Below are 19,041 nucleotides of genomic sequence, written 5' to 3' on the forward strand. Positions count from 1 at the left end.
CGCGGCGCCTTTCCCGTCGCTTCGGTTCCCATCCCTGAGACCCGCCCCGGCTACAATCTCCCGATGGATGTCTCGCATTTGATCGACAAGCTCAATGACGCGCAGCGCGAAGCCGTCTGCGCGCCGCCCGGCCACTACCTCGTGCTGGCGGGCGCCGGGTCCGGCAAGACCCGCGTGCTGACCCATCGCATCGGCTGGCTCACCCAGGTGGAACAGGTGCCGCCGTGGGCGGTCCTGGCGGTGACCTTCACCAACAAGGCCGCCGGCGAGATGCGCGCGCGCCTGGAGCAGCTGATCGGCGCCGGCACGCAGGGCCTTACCGTCGGCACCTTCCATGGCATCGCCCATCGCCTGCTGCGCCGGCACTGGCGCGAGGCCGGCCTGCCGGAGAGTTTCCAGATCCTCGACGCCGACGACCAGCAGCGCATCATCAAGCGCGTGGTCGCGGGTCTGGGCCTGGACGAGGCGAAGTTCCCGCCGCGCCAGGCCACCTGGCAGATCAACAACTGGAAGGACGAAGGCAAGCGTCCGCAGAACATCGAGCACCGCGACCATCCGGTCACGCGCACTTTCGTGCAGATCTACCAGGCCTACGAAGACGCCTGCCGCCGCGCCGGCCTGGTGGATTTCGCCGAGCTGCTGCTGCGCGCGCATGAGCTTTGGCTGCAGCACCCGGCGGTGCTGCAGCATTACCAGCAGCGCTGGCGCTACCTGCTGATCGACGAATTCCAGGACACCAACACGTTGCAGTACGCGTGGATCCGCGTGCTGGCCGGGCAGACCGGCCAGGTCTTCGTGGTGGGCGACGACGACCAGGCGATCTACGGCTGGCGCGGCGCCAAGGTGGAGAACGTGCAGCAGTTCCTGCGCGATTTTCCCGGCGCCAAGACCATCAAGCTGGAACAGAACTACCGTTCGACGTCGACCATCCTCAAGGCGGCCAACGCGGTGATCGCGCGCAATGCCGGCCGCCTGGGCAAGCAGCTGTGGACGTCCGGCGAAGACGGCGAACGCATCGCGCTGTACGCCGCTTACAACGAGCAGGACGAGGCGCGCTACGTCATCGAGCGCATCCGCGAGTACATCGCCGAGCATGGCGATGCGCGCGATTGCGCCATTCTGTACCGCTCCAACGCGCAGTCGCGCAATTTCGAAGAGCAGTTGATCCAGCGCGATATTCCCTATCGCGTATACGGCGGTCTGCGCTTCTTCGAGCGCGCGGAGATCAAGGATGCGCTCGCCTATCTTCGCCTGTGTTCCAACCGCCACGACGATGCCGCTTTCGAGCGCGCGGTGAACACCCCGCCGCGCGGTATCGGCGATCGCACCCTTGACGCGCTGCGCAAGCGCGCGCGCGGCGAAGGCACATCGTTGTGGGAGGCCTCGTTGAACGAGCTTGGCGGCGGCCATGAACTGGCCGGTCGCGCGAAGAATGCGGTCAAGGCGTTCCTCGCCATGATCGACGAGATGGCGCGCACGTTCGCCGGCAAGGCCGACGGCGATGTCGAGGCGACGGCGCTCGCGCTGGCCGAGCAGATCGAACACGCCATCATCCACACCGGCCTGCGCGACTTCTACGAGAAGGACAGCCGCGGCAACGCCGAATCGCGCGTGGAAAACCTGGACGAGCTGGTCAACGTCGCGAGCCGCTTCGAGCCGACCCAGGACGATATCGAAGCGGGGCTGAGCGAGCTGTCGGCTTTCCTCTCGCACGCCGCGCTGGAGGCGGGCGAAGGCCAGGGCGAGTCCTGGGACGATTGCGTACAGCTGATGACGCTGCATTCGGCCAAGGGCCTGGAGTTCCCGGTGGTGTTCCTGGTCGGCATGGAAGAGGGTCTGTTCCCCAGCCAGCGCTCGGTCGAGGACGAAGGTCGCCTGGAAGAAGAGCGCCGCCTCGCCTACGTGGGCATCACCCGCGCCCGCGCGAAACTGGTGATCACTTATGCCGAATCGCGCCGCCTGCACGGCGTGGAGATGCTGGCGCGGCCGTCGCGCTTCCTGGCGGAAATCCCGCCGGACCTGATCGACGAAGTGCGCCCGCGCGTGCAGGTGTCGCGCCCGCTGTATGCCGGCCGCTTCGCCGAGCCGGCGCCGTCGCTGCAGGAAGATCTGCCGGTGAAGCTGGGCCAGCGCGTGAGCCACCCGAGCTTCGGCGAAGGCGTGGTGGTGAGCGCCGAAGGCAGCGGTGCGCACACGCGTTTGCAGGTGAACTTCGAGGGTGCGGGAAGCAAGTGGCTGGTGGCGGCGTACGCCAACCTCACGCCGCTCTAGCTCTAGCTCTTGCCCTTGTTCTAGCCCCCTCTCCCCTTCGGGGAGAGGGTTGGGGTGAGGGGAACCTACGAAGCGTAGAAGCAGGAAGCTAAAAACTAAAAACTAAAAACATGCCGTGCCCCGTCGAGCTTCTCCCGCGAGCACCCGCCCCTCATCCGGATGCGACCGAAGGGAGTCCCGTGGGGCCGCCACCTTCTTCCCGGAGAGGAGAAGGGTTCTAACTCGTGGTTTTCAGCCCTTGCGGACGAAACCACCAATCGCCAGCAACGCACCCACCACGATCCCCGCGATCCCCGTCCACGTCGGCACCGCCTTGTCATGCGTCGCGGTGATCTTGGCCGAACCCAGCTGCACCAGCGTATCGGTCTGCTGGTAAGTGGCCTGGCCGGCGAGTACCCAGATGCCGGCGCCGACGAGGATGAGGCCGAGCACGATCAAGACGGCACGCATGGGCGAATCTCCTTTCGATGAAGTGCGCCGATCATAGGCGCGGCCGCGCGCGGGCAAAAGCCAGGCGTGCCGCGCCAGTCAGCCGGCGGTCGAAAGGCGGGCGAACAGCAGGCCGTGCGGCGGCAGGCGCAGGCGATGGCCATCCAGGCTGCCTTCGGCCAAGTGGTGGCCATCGATGCGTGTGCCGCTCATCGGCAGGGTCAGCTCGATCGACTCGATGCCGAGATTGAATGCAGCGAGCACGGTCTCGCCTGCATGGGTGCGGGTGAAGGCCAGCACCGGTTCGGGCGTGTCGAGGAAACGGATATCGCCCCAGCGCAGCGCCGGCTGCGTGCGCCGCCATTGCATGAAGTCGCGGAAGCCGTGCAGCGCCGACGCGGGGTCGAGTTCCTGGCGTGACACCGCGCGGGCGCGATGATCGTCCGGCACCGGCAGCCATGGCGTGCCGGTGCTGAAGCCCGCGTGCTCGGCTTCGTTCCAGGGCATCGGCGTGCGGCAGCCGTCGCGGCCCTTGAAGTTGGGCCAGAAGGTGATGCCATACGGATCTTGCAGGGACTCGTACGGCACCTCGGCCTCGGTCAATCCCAGCTCTTCGCCCTGGTACACGCACACCGAGCCGCGCAGCGAGCACACCATCGCGGTGAGCAGATTGGCCAGACGCACCGAGGCGTGGCCATTGCCCCAGCGGCTGAGCACGCGCTCCACGTCGTGGTTGGAAATGGCCCAGCACGGCCAGCCTTCCGTCATCTGCGCTTCGAGCCGTTCCACCGTGCCGCGGATGTAGCTCGCGCTGAAATCGTTGGTGAGCAGTTCGAAGCTGTAGCCCATGTGCAAACGGTGGCCGCGCGTGTACTCGGCCATGGTCGCCAGCGAGTCCTCGGAAGAGATCTCGCCCAGCGCGGCGGCGCCGGGAAAGCGGTCGAGCAGGCGACGCAGCTCTTCGAGGAACAAGAGATTCTCCGGCTGCGTGTTGTTGTAGTAGTGGTACTGGAAGGCGTACGGATTGTCGGGGCTGAAGCCGCGGCCCACGCGCATCGCTGCCGGCTTGGGCGGGTTGTCGCGCAGCTGCCGGTCGTGGAAGCAGAAGTTGATCGCGTCCAGGCGCAGACCGTCCACGCCCTTGTCGAGCCAGAACGTCACGTTGTCCAGCACGGCGCGCTGCACTTGCGGATGATGGAAGTTCAGATCCGGCTGCGAGGTCAGGAAGTTGTGCAGGTAGTACTGGCCGCGTCGCGGTTCCCACTGCCAGGCCACGCCGCCGAACAGCGACATCCAGTTGTTGGGCGGCGTGCCGTCATCCTTCGGGTCGGCCCACACGTACCAGTCGGCCTTGGGGTTGTCGCGGCTGGTGCGGCTTTCTTTGAACCATGCATGCTGATCGGAGGTGTGGCTGAGCACCTGGTCGATCATCACCTTCAGGCCGAGCGCATGCGCCTTGGCGAGCAGGCGATCGAAATCCTCGATGGTGCCGAATAGCGGATCCACCGCGCGGTAGTCGGCGATGTCGTAGCCGAAGTCCGCCATCGGCGAGCGAAAGAACGGCGCGATCCAGATCGCATCGACGCCCAGGCCTGCCACGTAGTCGAGACGATCGACGATGCCCGGCAGATCGCCCACGCCGTCGCCGTTGGTGTCCAGGAAGCTGCGCGGGTAGATCTGGTAGATGACGGCTCCGCGCCACCAGGGTGTTTCACTCATATCCCATCGTTCCCCAGGCTTTTTCGCGCGCACAGTCTTAGGCGTGGCGCAGGTTGCGGGGCAGCTTAAACGGAGCCCGCGACAGCGAAGGCTTTCATGCATACGTATTCAGAAAATGCGGATTTTGCAGCGCAGCAGCGCGCGCGATGTCGCGAATGCGTCGCTCGGCGGGCACGCCTTGGATCGTGGCAAGTCACGCGCTGCGCGCAACGGATCGAACGCAGGTGATGGTTTTTTGCGATGCGTGCATCGCGCATGCCGTGCGCTGTTTTTGTCACAACCGCACAAAAAAAGCGGGGGATGAATACGTATGCATAACTGCATCCCCCTTCGAAAGCCGGTCCTACCATGGCCGCCACGCGAAAGCGCAACCCACACACAAGCCAGCTGCCGTACCTGGAGCAGATCAACTGGCGCCGTAGTAACAGCAAGCCCTGGGGAGGGGACAAGGTGATCCTGAAACGCAACGTATTGGCCATGGCGCTGGCGTCGGCCGGCTTGTGCTTCACCGTCGGCATCCATGCGGCTCCGGCCGGCACGGATACCTCCGCCACGGCTCCGGCTCCTGCCCAGGATGCGCAATCCGGCCAGGCGTCGTCGTCCGATCAGCAGGACGGCCGCAAGAAGAGTAGCGACGATCAGCTCGCCAAGAGCCTCGCCGGCATCACCGTGACCGGCTACAGCAACAGCGTGCAGAAGTCGATCGACTACCAGCGCTACGCCGACACGATCCAGAACGTGATCACCTCGGCCGACATCGGCGGCCTGCCGGACCAGTCGATCGCCGACGCACTGACGCGCCTGCCGGGCGTGTCCGCCGAGCGCATCGCCGGCCAGGCGTCGCAGGTAAACATCCGCGGCCTGTCGGGCAACTTCATCCAGACCACGTTGAATGGTCGCGAGCAGCCGTCCACCAGCGGCAGCAATTACATCCAGTTCGACCAGTACCCGTCCGAGCTGATCAACATGGCCACGGTGTACAAGTCGTCGCAAGCCTCGCTGGTCACCGGCGGCGTCGGCGGCACCATCGGTCTGCAGACGGCCAATCCGCTGGAAGCGCCCAAGCAGCAGAACCTCAACGTCGATGCGCGCGGCAGCTACAACAGCCAGGCCAGCGACGTGGCCGGCGCCAGTTCCAAGGGTTACCGCATCAGCGCGGCCTACCAGGGCAAGTTCCTCGACAACACGCTGGGCGTGGGCGTCGGCGTGGCGCAGATGTACCAGCCGCATGTGTCCGAGCAGTTCGTGGGCGAAGAGAGCGACGGCAACCAGGTCACCCTGGCCGACGGCCGCAAGGCGTACCTGACGCGCGGCTTCCAGATGCAGCAGAACGGCGGCAACGAGCGCCGCACCGGCGAGATGGCCACCGTGGTGTGGAAGCCCACCAGCGAGCTGCAGATCTCCGGCGACGCGTTCTACTCCAAGTTCAAGAACACCTCGTTCGGCTACGGCTATCGCACGCAGTCCATCTACGGCAACAACACCCAGATCGGCAATGCGGTGCTCGGCCCCCTGGGCACGATGACCGGCGGCACGGTCAGCGGCGACGGCACCACGCAGTTCTCCAATGAGACCACCGCGGACAACTACACGACCAAGACCAGCGTGTTCTCCAGCGGCATCAACCTGAAGTGGAACCACGACCGCTGGCACATCGACTCGGACATCTCGCTGTCGCGCGCTTCCAGCAACGAGATCAACGTGGACACCACGGCCGATCCGTACAGCGGCCTGGGCACGTCCGCCCAGCAGCTGGCCGCGCAGTCGGCCACCTACCAGCTGCGCGGCCGCGATATCGGCACGGTGTCGTACGCCAACCCGAACCAGTACACCGACCTGAGCAAGATGGGTCTGTCGCGCTACGGTGTGTATCCCTACATCTATCACGACAAGATGAAGGCGTTCCGCACCAGCGTGAAGTACGACCTGCCCAACAGTTCGTGGCTGTCGGCACTGGAAGCTGGCGTGTACATGAACAACCACACCTACAACGCCGACCGCGAGGTGTACGTCTACGGTTCGGAGTGGGGCACCGATTACAACAGCAAGGGTTCGTCCGGCTACCAGCAGCCCGCGCTCACGATCCCGTCGGGCGCCGCCAAGGTGCGTTGCTGGAAGGGTGACTTCGCTGGCCTGCCGTGCTTCCTGCAGCTCAACGGGCCGGCGATCCTCGCTGCGCACGGCATCACCGCAAACCCGGTGAAGGACATCCACAACAACAGCTGGTCGATGATCCAGAGCGGCCAGGTCGACGAGAAGACCCGCGACCTGTTCTTCATGGCCGACATCGACGCGCAGGTGGGCGGCCACGAGCTGACCGGCAACATCGGCGTGCGCTATTCGCACCAGTCGCAGTACAGCCATGGCCTGCAGCAGGTGGGTAACGGCGCCGGCGTGCCGATCACCGACGGCAACGGCTACACCAGCCTCGACTACGCGCCGCTCACCGTCGGCAAGACGTACTCCGACTGGCTGCCGTCGATGAACCTGATCTACCACCTGACCGACGACGACCAGGTGCGCTTCTCCGCCGCCAAGGTGCTGGCCCGTCCGCCGATCAACCAGATGCTCGCCGGCTCCGGCTCGTGGTTCTCCAGCGGCCATTACAACGTGTGGGGCGGCACCAGCCCGCTGCTCGATCCGTTGCGCGCGAACCAGTACGACCTTGGCTACGAGCACTACTTCGACGACTCCAGCGGCGTGATCAGCGCCGGCGTGTTCTACAAGGACATCAAGTCGTTCGTGCAGTCGGTGACGTTGCACAACTTCGACTTCGCCTCGGTCGGCATTCCGGTGCCCACCGATCCGGACACCGGCAAGCCGTATCTCAACGGCGACTACCAGACGGCGTACAACGCCAAGGGCGGCAAGGTGCGTGGCCTGGAAGTGGCCTTCTCCAAGACCGGCTTCCTGCCGGGCCTGTGGAAGGGACTGGGCGTGCAGGGCAACTTCGCGCTGACCTCCAGCACGGTGAACAACCCGACCACGCTGGGCGGACCGACCTCGTACATCGGCCTGCCGGGCCTGTCCAAGCGCGTCGCCAGCCTGGCGGTGTTCTACGACAACGGTCCGTTCTCGGCGCGCATCTCCGGCAACTACCGCTCGAAGTTCGCCTCCGACACGCAGATCGCGGTGACCAACCAGCTGGTGACGTTCGCTGCCGAGACGGTGTACGACTTCCAGGCGTCCTACGACGTCAGCAAGCAGTGGCGCGTGGTCTACCAGATGCTCAACATCAGCAACCAGCCGACGCGCACCTACTTCGGCAGCGATCCCTCGCAGACCGGTACCATCCAGTACTTCGGCCGCACCAGCTACCTGGGCGTCGAGTTCAAGCTGTAAGCGACGAACGCGCCGGCGCCTCCGCCAGGAGCGCCGGCGCGGTATCCGGCGATGTCCCGCCCGCGTGGCGGGCGTCGCTACCCGCGGAGCCCGGCGTGGCGGACACCAGCCCCGGAGAGCCCGGCGCATCGTTCCATCGAGGGCCCGCGACCATCGAATGGAGCAACGCATGTCCCCGTCCCGCCGCTTCCGTCCACTCGCCCTCCTGCTGGCCGCCGCGCTCGCGCTGCCCGCGCATGCCGCCGATTCCACGCCACTGGCCGCGCCGCCCGCCACCTGGAAGAGCCAGGGCTCCGGCGTGTGGTACGAGATCTTCGTGCGCGCCTGGTACGACACCAACGGCGACGGCATCGGCGACCTCAACGGCGTCACCGCCAAGCTCGATTACCTGCAATCGCTGGGCGTCAGCGGCATCTGGCTGATGCCGATCAACCCCTCGCCGAGCTACCACGGTTACGACGTGACCGACTACGAGGCGATCAACCCGCAGTACGGCAGCATGGCCGACTTCGAGCGCCTGGTGAGCGAGGCGCACAAGCGCGGCATCCAGGTGATCGTCGATCTGGTGATCAACCACACCAGCGACCAGCATCCCTGGTTCAAGTCGGCGCTCGATCCGCAGAGCAGCTACCGCCACTGGTACACCTGGGCCGGTCCCGGTACGGACCTGAAGGCCGTCAGTGCGGTCGACAGCCCGGCCTGGCATGCCAGCGGCAAGCAGCATTACCTGGGCGACTTCACCGGCGCGATGCCCGACCTCAATTACGACGAGCCGGCAGTGCGCCGCGAGATGATCTCGATCGGCAAGTTCTGGCTGGACAAGGGCGCCGATGGTTTCCGTCTCGATGCCGCGCGCCACATCTACGACGATCTGCAAAGCGACAACGGCAAGCCGGACGTCATCCGCAAGAACACTCAGTGGTGGAGCGAATTCCGCCAGGGGCTGCTGCAGACGCGTCCGGACGTCTATCTGGTCGGCGAAGTGTCGGCCAAGGCGCCGGGCGAGCTCGCGCCTTATCTGCCGGCGCTGGGTTCGGTGTTCGATTTTCCGCTGGCCGAACAGCTGATCGCCAGCGCAAAACAGGAGAAGGCCGGCAAGTTGCCGGCGCTGCTCACCGATACCTATGCCGCCTTCCATGCCGCGGCGGGCGACGATTACGCCGATGCGCCGTTCCTCTCCAACCACGACCAGGAGCGCGTGCTCAGCCAGCTCGGCGGCGATCTGCGCCACATGCGTACGGCGGCGGCATTGCTGCTGACACTGCCGGGCCGCCCCTACATCTACTACGGCGAAGAGATCGGCATGCTCGGCCGCAAGCCGGACGAGAACCTGCGCGAACCCATGCGCTGGCAGCGCACGGCGGCGTCGGGCGACAGCCGCTGGAAGACCTACAGCGTGAAGCAGGGCGGTGGCGTCTCGGTGCAGGCCGAGCAGGATCAGGCCGATTCGCTGCTCAACCTGTATCGCACGCTGATTCATTGGCGCCTGGAAATCCCGGCGCTGCGCGATGGCGGCCTGCGCGTGGTGGCCACCGCAAAGCCCTCGCTGGTGGCCTATGAGCGCGCCACGGCCGACAGCCGTGCGCTGGTGGTGCACAACCTGTCGGGCAAGCCGGCCCGCTTCAAGCTGGACGCGGACATCGCCAAGGCATTCACCGCCATCCGCCTGCATACCGTGGCTGGAGCGACGCTGGCCAAGGGCGAATTGAACGTGCCGGCGTACGCTACCGTGGTGCTGCAGTGAAGGCGTGGCGGCGGGCCTTGCTGGCTTGCATCGCCGCGTTCTCGTTACCCGCGGCGGCGCAGACGGACGCGGAAAGAGCCGACTGGCCGGGGCCGCCCGTCGAATACCCGGTTGCCGGCGGTACGGTCACGCTGCGCCATCTGTCGTCGGATATCGTCAAGCTCTCCTTCGTTCCGAAGGGCGGTGCGGCAGCGCCGCACACCGTGGTGATCGATCCGGCACTTGATGCCCGCATCACGGAGAAAGCGGCCGGACAGCAGGCGGGCGCCGCCAACGTGGAAATCCGCTGGGCCGTACTCAACGGCGGCCTGGTGGCGATCAATGGCGGTCGCCAGGTCCTGAGCGTGGACTTTGCCGCGCTGGGCCGCGGTGAGGTGCTGGCGCGCCACGACCCTGCCGACGCGCTGTACGGCATCCATGGTTACGGCGCTTTCGAGCGTGCCGATGGCGGCCTGCGGCGCACGGGCAGGCAGGTGGCCAAGGCCGGCGAGCAGGGCTATGCCGGCGCGCCATTCGTATGGAGCACGACCGGCTATGGCCTGCTGGCTGACACGGAGGGCGCAGATGTCGAGCTGGACGGCGGCAACATCCGCGTGCGTGGCCGCAAAGGGCACACCATCCATGATGTGTATGTGCTGCTGGGGCCGCCGAAGAGGTTTTTCGCCGCGCTGGCCCAAGTGAGTGGCGAGACGCCGCTGTTCCCGAAATGGGCGATGGGCTTCACCAACAGCCAATGGGGCATCGACCAGCGCGAGCTGCTGCAGCTGGTCGATGACTATCGGGCCAAGCACATCCCGATCGACAACTTCACGCTGGACTTCGACTGGAAGGCCTGGGGTGAGGACGACTACGGCGAGTTCCGCTGGAACACGGACAAATTTCCCGGCGGCCCGGACGGCAGCCTGAAAACCGCGCTGGATGCCGAGGGTGTGCATCTGACCGGCATCATGAAGCCGCGTCTGCATGTGGACACGGTCGAAGGGCGCTACGCCAGCGAACATGGCCTGTGGGCGGCGGCGAGCAAACCGGCACCGGATTACTTCTCGCACAAGACCGTGCGCGATGTGGACTTCGACAAGCCGGAAACGCGCGCGTGGTTCTTCAACGCCGCGCTGCAGCGTTCCTTCGCGACCGGCATGGCCGGCTGGTGGAACGACGAGGCGGACAACATCGACAGCGACACGCAGTTCCTCAACATGCAGCGTGCGTTGTACGAGGGACAGCGCGCCCGCGGCGACCAACGCGTGTGGTCGATCAATCGCAATTTCTACCTGGGTTCGCAGCGCTACGCCTATGGCTTGTGGTCGGGCGATATCGACACGGGCTTCGCCAGCATGAAGGCGCAGCGGCAGCGCATGCTGAGCGCGATCAATGTCGGCGCGATGCAGTGGGGCATGGATGGCGGCGGATTCAAGAAGAGCGGCGCGAAGGCCGACCCGGTCACCGGCGGACTGACGCCGGAGAATTACGCGCGCTGGATCCAGTTCGGCGCATTCACGCCGATCTTCCGCGTGCACGGGGAACTCGGCATCAAGCGCCAACCGTGGGTGTACGGACCGGTGGCGGAGAAGGCGGCCACCGATGCCATCCGCCTGCGCTACGCGCTGATTCCCTACATCTACGCGTACGAGTATCAGCGCCGCGTTACCGGCGTGGGCCTGGTGCGCCCGCTGCTGTTCGACTGGCCGGAAGATCCGAACGTCCGCGAAGACGTCGATGCCTGGATGTTCGGCGACGGGTTGCTGGTCTCGCCGGTGGTCGACGAAGGTCAGACCTCGAAAGCGATCTACCTGCCCGCTGGACGCTGGTTCGGCTACGCCAGCGGCCAGGCCTACGAAGGCGGACAGACCGTGCGCGTCCCGGTGGATGCGAAGGCGTGGTCGGATATACCGCTGTTTGTGCGCGAGGGCGCGATCGTGCCCATGCAGCCGGCGATGGACTACGTGGGACAGAAGCCGTTGCGCCAGGTCGAGGTGGATGTCTTTCCCGCCGCGAAGCGCACGAGCTTTCCTTACTACGACGATGACGGCGAAACCTATGCTTATGAGCGGGGCGGCTATTTCCTGCAGACCCTTGCCGCGCAGCAGACCGCCCAAGGCGTGACTTTCGAGACCGCCGCGCCGGCGGGGAGCTTCCGGCCGGCGCTGGCCTGGTATCTGCTGAAAGTGCACGGCGTCGCCGCGAAGGCGATCGCCGGCGACAAGGCCTTGCCGGAGGCGGCGAACCTGGAGGCGTTGCAGGCGCGCGACGGCGAAGGCTGGGCGCGCGGCAGCGATCGCTTCGGGCCGGTGACGTGGGTGCGGATCGCGGCGGGGCAGGCGAGGCGTGTCGCGCTGACGCCGTGAGCGTCCGTTTCTCGATGTCGATGCCATCCCCAGGCCGCCGTGCCGGCTGCGTGGGGAGGAGAGAGAGGGTTGGCCGAACGCCCGGAACGGGCACGGCCCATGGTGAAAGGGGGTTGTTCCATCCACCGATGAGAGGGGCAACATGATGCGTTCGATCGAACCGATGCACCGTTCCATGCGCGCCGCCCGCGGCGCCGCGCTCACCGCGCTGGCCTGTGCCGTCCTTGCGCTGCCTTGGGCAGCCCGGGCGGCCAGCAACGATAACAACGTCGAATGGAACGGCCTGTTCCACGACCAGGGGCCGCTGTTCGACAGCGCGCCGGAACCCGGCGCCAGTCAGGCCGTCACGCTCACCTTCCGCACCTTCAAGGGCGACATCACCAGCGCCAACATCAAGTATTACGACAGCGCCGACGGCGCCTTCCACTGGGTGGCGATGCATTGGGCGTCGAACGATCCGACCGGTACGTTCGATTACTGGCAGGGCACGGTACCGGCCAGCAGTTCCAAGAAGTACTACCGCTTCCAGATCAACGATGGCACCGCCACCGCCTGGTACAACGCGGCAGGCGCTTCCGCCAGCGAACCGTCCGCCGGCGACTTCTACATCATCCCCGGATTCAAGACGCCGGACTGGATGAAGAACGGCGTGGTCTACCAGATCTTCCCGGACCGCTTCTACAACGGCGACACCAGCAACGACGTGCAGACCGGCCAGTACAGCTATGGCGGCCAGTCCACGCAGAAAGTCGCCTGGGGCGGCAGCCCGTTCGCCACCGGTGGCGGGTCCAACAACCTGGTGTTCTTCGGTGGCGATCTGGCCGGAGTGGACCAGAAGCTGGGCTATATCAAGCAGACGCTGGGCGCGAACATCGTCTATCTCAATCCGGTGTTCACCTCGCCTACCAACCACAAGTACGACACCGAGGACTACTACCACGTCGATCCGGCGTTCGGCAGCAACGCCACGCTGCAGCAGCTGATCGCCGACGTGCACGCCAGCACCAACGGGCCCAAGGGGTATGTGATCCTCGACGGTGTGTTCAACCACACGGGCGATACCAGCCAGTGGTTCGACCGCTACAACTGGTGGAGCACGCAGGGCGCGTACGAATCGCAATCCAGCCAGTGGTACGGCTATTACACGTTCCAGCAGTGGCCCGGCAGCTACTCCAGCTTCTACGGTTACTCGAGCATGCCCAAGCTGGACTATGGCGCCAGCGGTTCGGCGGTGCGCAACCAGATCTACGGCAGCACCGGTTCGGTGGTGAAGACCTGGCTGTCCTCGCCGTACGGCATCGATGGCTGGCGCCTGGATGCGCCGCAGTACATCGACGCCGGCGGCAACAACGGCAGCGACGCCACCAATCACCAGATCATGGCGGAGCTGCGCACGGCGGTGAAATCCGTCAACGCCAACGCCGAGATCCTGGGCGAGTTCTGGGGCAACGCCAATCCGTGGACCGCCAACGGCCAGGAGTGGGACAGCGCGCTCAACTACGACGGCTTCACCCAGCCGGTGTCCGAATGGATCACCGGCGTCGACTACAGCGGCAATGCCGCGACGATTCCGGCCAGCCAGTTCGACAGCTGGCTGCGCGGCACGCGGGCGAATTACCCGGTCAACGTGCAGCAGACCATGGCCAATTTCCTGAGCAGCCACGATATCCAGCGCTTCGCTCAGCGTGCCGGGGGCGATATCTGGAAGACCTACCTGGCGCTGATCTTCCAGATGACCTACGTGGGAACGCCGACGATCTACTACGGCGACGAATACGGGATGCAGGGCGGCAACGATCCGGACAATCGCCGCAGCTTCGACTGGAATCAGGGCACCACGACCAACGCGGCTGTGGCGCTGACGCAGAAGCTGATCGCCATCCGCAACCAGTACGCGGCGCTGCGCACCGGCTCGTTCCTGAGCCTGCTCACCGACGACGGCAACAAGTTGTACGCGTATGGCCGTTTCGACGCGAGCCACCGTATCGCGGTGGCGCTCAACAACGACAGCACCTCGCACACGGTGACCGTGCCGGTATGGCAGCTGAGCATGACCAACGGCAGTACCGTGACTGACCTGCTCAGCGGTAACACCTATACGGTGAGCGGGGGTAATGTGACGGTCGCGGTGAATGGACACTACGGCGCGATCCTCGCGCAATGAGGGGAAAAGCAGCACATGACGATGCAAGGTGAACGCGCGGTGCGCGCATGCTGACCGCGCTGGTCCTGACCGGCATGCTTGCCGCCGCTCCGGCCGCTGCCGACGATTGGCACGGCGGACTGGTCTGGCAAGGCAAGGAGGCGGCCATGACGGCCGCCTCCGACGGCGGTTTCGTGTTGCGCTATCCGGGCGGCGAACGCCGCGTGGGCGCGCAGAAACGCCAGGCCCATACCGCCAGCGTCTTGTTCGATGGCCTGTTCGCGCTGGCGCAGGACGATCTGCGGCTGGATTCGGTGTCGGCGATCCGCGATGACGCGTTCGACCACGGCCAGGCCATTCCGTGCGCCTGCTTCGAGACGGGCGAGAAATGGCACTACGTGTGGACGCGCGATCTCTCGTATGCGGTGGATCTGGCGCTGTGGCGGCTGGATGCCGCGCGCTCGCGCGCCTCGCTGCGCTTCAAGCGCTCCGACGTGCGCGCGCCGGGCGTGCCGGCCGGCTCGTACGCGATGCAGGACACCGGTTCGGGCGGCAGCTGGCCGATCAGCACGGATCGTATCGTGTGGTTCCTTGGTGCGCGCCACCTGCTCGACGATCGCGCCTTCGCCGACGAAACCTGGCGGGCGCTCGTCGATACGCTGGCGCAGGATCGCCGGTATGCGTTCGACGAGACGATCGGTTTGTATCGGGGCGAAACGTCCTTTCTCGATTGGCGCGAACAGACCTATCCGGGCTGGACCAGGGACAACGTGGTTTTCATCGGCCAGTCGTTCGCGCTGTCCACCAACGTGCTGCACTACCAGGCATTGCGGCTGGCCGCGGAGCTGGCGTCGCGCCATGGCGCATCCGCGGGCACGTACCAGGCGCAGGCCGATGCGCTGAAGCAGGCGATCAATGCGCGTTTCTGGCGCGCCGACCGCGGCACCTACATGAGCTACATCGGCGGCGCCGATCATCCGGTGCCGTATGAAGCCTACGACCTGCTCGGCATCGCGCTGGCGGTGACCAGCGGCGTGGCCGAGCCGGCGCGTGCGCGCCAGGCGCTGGCGGCGTATCCGACGTGGGCGTCCGGCAGCCCGGTGATCTGGCCCGAGCGTGCCGAGGTGCCGATCTATCACAACCGCGCGATCTGGCCCTTCGTCAGCGCCTATGCGTTGCGCGCCGCGCGCGCGGTGGACGATCCGCAGCGCATCGCGCACGAGCTGCGTTCGTTGATGCGCGGCGCCGCGCTGGCCGGTTCCAACATGGAGAACTTCGAGCTGGCCACCCAGGCGGTGCACGTCGACGACGGCGCCCTGAGCGGGCCGGTAGTCGATTCGCCGCGGCAGCTGTGGTCGGTGGCCGGCTACCTGGACATGGTGATCCAGGGCGTGTTCGGACTGGAGGATGACGGCAGTCTCGCGCCCAAGCTGCCGGTGTCGCTGGTGCCGATGCTGTTCGGCGAGCGCCAGCGCATCAGCCTGGATCTGGGCGATCGCGAGATCGTGCTGGTACGGCCGGCGACGATGGACGGCGATCTGCTGGTGGCGAGCGGCGAGAAGCGTGAGGGCAAGCGCATCGAAGTGGCGCTCAAGGCGGTGAAAGTCCAGGCGGCGCCGCTGCGCACCGACGCGCCGATGTACGCGCCGCCCACGCCTGCCGCGCCGGTGGTGAGCGAGGATGGCCAGCGCTGGCGTCTGGCGGGCGAGGGCGAGCTGGTGCTGTATGTCAACGGCGAACGGCGCGGGCCGCTGCGCGGCGAAACCCGGGTGGAACGTACCGCCGCGCAGCAGTGCTTCAGCGTCACGCGCGTCGGTGCGAGCGGCATCGAATCGCTGCATAGCCCCACCGTGTGCAAGAGCGCCGAGTCGCGGGTCGGCGGCACCTGGCCACGCGCATGGACGGCGCCAGCGGATGGCCGGTTCCAGCTCGCCGTGGAGTACGCCAACGATCACGGACCGATCAACACCGGCATCACCGCGGCCGTGCAGGTCGCCACCGTGCGTTGCGATGGCGCGGCCCCGCAGCCGGTGGTGCTGGTGCTGCCGCACAGTGTGGGGCGGCAGCGCTCGACCAGCGGCCTTTTCGCGGCGAAGGCCGGGCAGCATTGCAACGTCGCGCTGGCGCCGGGCTTCAACATGTCGTATCTCAGCCATTTCGCGCACTACACCGGCGGCCAGGGCGGCGCCGGCGGCCCGCTCAATCAGGCCGATGTGGGCGATATGCTGATCGCGCCTCTGGGTACCGGAACCAAGTCACCATGATGAGCAGGAAACCCGCGCTGTCGTTCTGGCAGATCTGGAACATGTGCTTCGGCTTCCTGGGCATCCAATTCGGGTTCGCCTTGCAGAACGCCAACGTCAGCCGCATCTTCCAGACGCTCGGCGCCGACGTGAACGACATCCCCATGCTGTGGGTGGCCGCGCCGCTGTCGGGGCTGATCGTGCAGCCGATCGTGGGTTATCTGTCGGATCGCACCTGGACGCGGCTGGGCCGGCGGCGTCCGTACTTCCTGGTCGGCGCGGTGCTGGCCACGCTGGGCCTGCTGTGGATGCCCAACTCGCCCGCGCTGTGGGTGGCGGCAGGGCTGCTGTGGATCATGGACGCGTCGATCAACGTATCGATGGAACCGTTCCGCGCCTTCGTCGGTGATCAGCTGCCGCCGCGCCAGCGGCCGCTGGGTTATGCCATGCAGAGCTTCTTCATCGGGCTGGGTGCGGTGGTGGCTTCGGCGCTGCCATGGATCCTGGCGCGGCTGGGCGTGAGCAATGCGCCGGGCGCGAGTGGCATCCCGGATACCGTGCGCTATGCGTTCTACGCCGGCGGCGGCGTGTTGCTGGGTTCGGTGCTGTGGACCGTCGTGAGCACGCGCGAATATCCGCCGGAAACGCTGGAGGCTTTCGACACCGCGCCGGCGGCGTCGGAACAGCCGGTGGACCGCGCCGCGGCGCGGCGCTGGGGCTGGCTGTGGCTGGCCGCCGGTATCGTGCTGACCGTGCCGGTGGCATGGCTGAAGCTGGAGAAGGAGCTGTACTTGCTGACCGGCGGCATCACCGCGTTCGGCCTTGCCCTGATGTGGCTCAGCGCCACCACTGGACGCAGCGGCGCGGCGCAGGTGCTGGGCGATCTGTTCGGCATGCCCGAGGCAATGCGCCAGCTGGCCTGGGTGCAGCTGTTCTCGTGGTTTGCGCTGTTCGCCATGTGGATCTACACCACCGCCGGCGTGACTGCGGTGCATTTCGGCAGCAGCGACACGCATTCGGCCGCATACAACGAAGGCGCCAACTGGGTGGGCGTGCTGTTTGCCGCCTACAACGGCTTTGCCGCGCTGGCGGCGATCGTGATCCCGTGGATGGTGCGGCGCTGGGGTTTGCGTCTGAGCCACCTGGTCAACGTGTGGCTGGGCGGCGCGGGGCTGCTATCGTTCCTGCTGATCCGCGATCCGCGCTGGCTGATCGTCTCGATGGTGGGCGTGGGCTTCGCCTGGGCCTCGATCCTGTCGCTGCCGTATGCGCTGCTGTCGGACAACCTGCCCGCGCGCAAGATGGGCGTGTACATGGGCATCTTCAATTTCTTCATTGTCATCCCGCAGCTGCTTGCGGCCAGCGTGCTGGGCCTGCTGCTGCGCGCGTTCTTCCAGGGGCAGGCCATCTATGCGCTGGTCCTGGGCGGCGTCAGCCTGTTCGTCTCCGGCCTATGCGTGCTGCGTGTGCGCGAGCCGGCATTGGTTCGCGCGACGGCGTGACATCGGCTCCTCTCCCCTGCGGGGGAGAGGGCACTCACTGTTTGATGCCTCGCAAGCTCGACTTGCGCACCACCAGCCTCACCGGCAGCATCGCGCTCTCGGCTGGCTCGCCGCGGATCAGGCGCAGCAAGTTGTCGACCAGCGCCTCGCCCGCCTGGCGGGTGTCCTGGCGTACGGTGGTCAACTGCGGATTGATGAAGCTGGCCATCGGAATGTCGTCGAAACCGGCGACGGCCACGTCGCCGGGGACGTTCATGCCATGGTCGGCCAGCGCGCGCATCGCGCCGATGGCGATCAGGTCGCTGGCGGCGAACACGGCGTCGAACTCGGCGCCGCGGGCCAGCAAGGTCTCCAGCGCGGTATAGCCGGACTGCTCGGTGCTTTCGCCGTTGACCTGCAGCGCCGGATCGGCGGTGAGGCCCGCCTGCCCGAGCACGTCGGCATAGCCGCGGTAGCGTTCGAAGAACTCCGGATAATGGCTCGAGGCGTCGCCGAGAAAGGCGATGCGTCGACAGCCTTGCGCCAGCAGGTGGGTGGTGATGTCCTGCCCGCCGCGGAAGTTGTCGCAGCCGATGGAGACGTCCGGCTGGTCGGGCAGCACGGCGCCCCAGCGTACGCAGTGCGTGCCCTGGGCGACGAGTTTCTCCAGCTTGTCGCGGTAGGCCAGGTAGTCGCCGTAGCCGAGCAGGATGATGCCGTCGGCTTTGCGGGTGTCGGCGTAGTCCGCATGCCAGTCGTGCGAGAGCTGCTGGAACGACACCAGCAGGTCGTAGCCGCGCTGGGCGCAGGCGCGGGTGATCGAGCCGAGCATCGACAGGAAGAACGGATTGATGTGCGAGTCATCCGCGGTCGGGTCTTCGAACAGCAGCAGGGCCAGCGTGCCCGAATGGCGGGTTCGCAGGTTGGAGGCGTTCTTGTCGACCTTGTACTTGAGCTGCTCGGCCGCCTCCTGGATGCGCACGCGCGTCTCCTCGCTCACCAGCGGGCTGCCGCGCAGCGCGCGGGACACGGTGGACTGGGAGACGCCCGCCAGGTGGGCGATGTCGAAGGAAGTGACTTTGCCCTTTCTCTGCACGTGGCGCGGCCTTCTGCATCATCCGGCGCGGATGGCTGGGCCGGGTCAGGCGGGGATGCTAGCGGCTTTGGCCGTCAGTCGTCTTTCCCCCGGGCACATTTCCGCGGGCGGCGAGTCCAAACCGTGGCGAGCAGGCAAAAGAAAGGCCCCGAGGGTTTAGGGGGGAACCCTCGGGGCCGGGCTGCGGATCCCAGGGGAAGGTCCGCCTTACCGATGGCTCATCCAGGG

At 66.4% G+C, this 19,041-nt stretch carries 10 protein-coding genes; 7 read left to right on the forward strand and 3 right to left on the reverse strand.

What is annotated here, in order from left to right; genetic code table 11:
- Nucleotides 1-63 precede the first annotated feature (63 nt).
- Nucleotides 64-2,271, forward strand: a complete 2,208-nt coding sequence (gene uvrD / locus ACNR9O_RS22765) for a DNA helicase II (protein WP_473684419.1) — start codon at nt 64-66, stop codon at nt 2,269-2,271.
- Between the two features lie 231 nt (nt 2,272-2,502).
- On the opposite strand, the gene ACNR9O_RS22770 is transcribed toward uvrD, so the two are convergent.
- Entirely contained in the window at nt 2,503-2,721 is a 219-nt protein-coding gene (locus ACNR9O_RS22770; RefSeq protein WP_473684417.1) for a hypothetical protein, read from the reverse strand.
- Between the two features lie 78 nt (nt 2,722-2,799).
- Nucleotides 2,800-4,419 carry an alpha-glucosidase family protein gene (locus tag ACNR9O_RS22775; protein WP_473684415.1) on the reverse strand — a complete coding sequence of 540 codons (1,620 nt, stop codon included), beginning with the start codon at nt 4,417-4,419 and terminating at the stop codon, nt 2,800-2,802.
- Nucleotides 4,420-4,767: 348 nt separating this feature from the next.
- On the opposite strand from ACNR9O_RS22775, the gene ACNR9O_RS22780 reads away from it, so the two are divergent.
- From ACNR9O_RS22780 to ACNR9O_RS22805, 6 genes are all read left to right on the forward strand, one after another.
- Complete coding sequence (locus ACNR9O_RS22780) at nt 4,768-7,761, forward strand: TonB-dependent receptor (protein WP_473684413.1); 2,994 nt, start codon at nt 4,768-4,770, stop codon at nt 7,759-7,761.
- Between the two features lie 169 nt (nt 7,762-7,930).
- On the forward strand, nt 7,931-9,505 hold the full coding sequence (locus tag ACNR9O_RS22785; protein WP_473684411.1) for an alpha-amylase family glycosyl hydrolase: 1,575 nt from the start codon (nt 7,931-7,933) through the stop codon (nt 9,503-9,505).
- A 17-nt stretch (nt 9,506-9,522) separates the two neighbouring features.
- Nucleotides 9,523-11,850, forward strand: coding sequence for a TIM-barrel domain-containing protein (locus ACNR9O_RS22790; RefSeq protein WP_473684409.1), 2,328 nt, complete (start codon nt 9,523-9,525; stop codon nt 11,848-11,850).
- Nucleotides 11,851-11,992: 142 nt separating this feature from the next.
- Nucleotides 11,993-14,014: a glycoside hydrolase family 13 protein gene (locus ACNR9O_RS22795; RefSeq protein WP_473684407.1), complete on the forward strand. Its 2,022-nt coding sequence runs from the start codon at nt 11,993-11,995 to the stop codon at nt 14,012-14,014.
- Between the two features lie 47 nt (nt 14,015-14,061).
- Nucleotides 14,062-16,257 carry a glucosidase family protein gene (locus ACNR9O_RS22800; protein ID WP_473684405.1) on the forward strand — a complete coding sequence of 732 codons (2,196 nt, stop codon included), beginning with the start codon at nt 14,062-14,064 and terminating at the stop codon, nt 16,255-16,257.
- The gene (locus tag ACNR9O_RS22805; RefSeq protein WP_473700838.1) at nt 16,257-17,738 is read left to right on the forward strand and encodes an MFS transporter; all 1,482 of its coding nucleotides are present in this window, start codon (nt 16,257-16,259) and stop codon (nt 17,736-17,738) included. Before ACNR9O_RS22800 ends, ACNR9O_RS22805 begins: the two co-directional genes overlap by 1 nt.
- A 34-nt stretch (nt 17,739-17,772) precedes the next feature.
- Here the strand turns inward: ACNR9O_RS22805 and ACNR9O_RS22810 are convergent, their stop codons facing one another.
- On the reverse strand, nt 17,773-18,813 hold the full coding sequence (locus tag ACNR9O_RS22810) for a LacI family DNA-binding transcriptional regulator (protein ID WP_473684401.1): 1,041 nt from the start codon (nt 18,811-18,813) through the stop codon (nt 17,773-17,775).
- Nucleotides 18,814-19,041: the final 228 nt, after the last annotated feature.

This window comes from Dyella sp. CR10 (genome assembly GCF_055814425.1).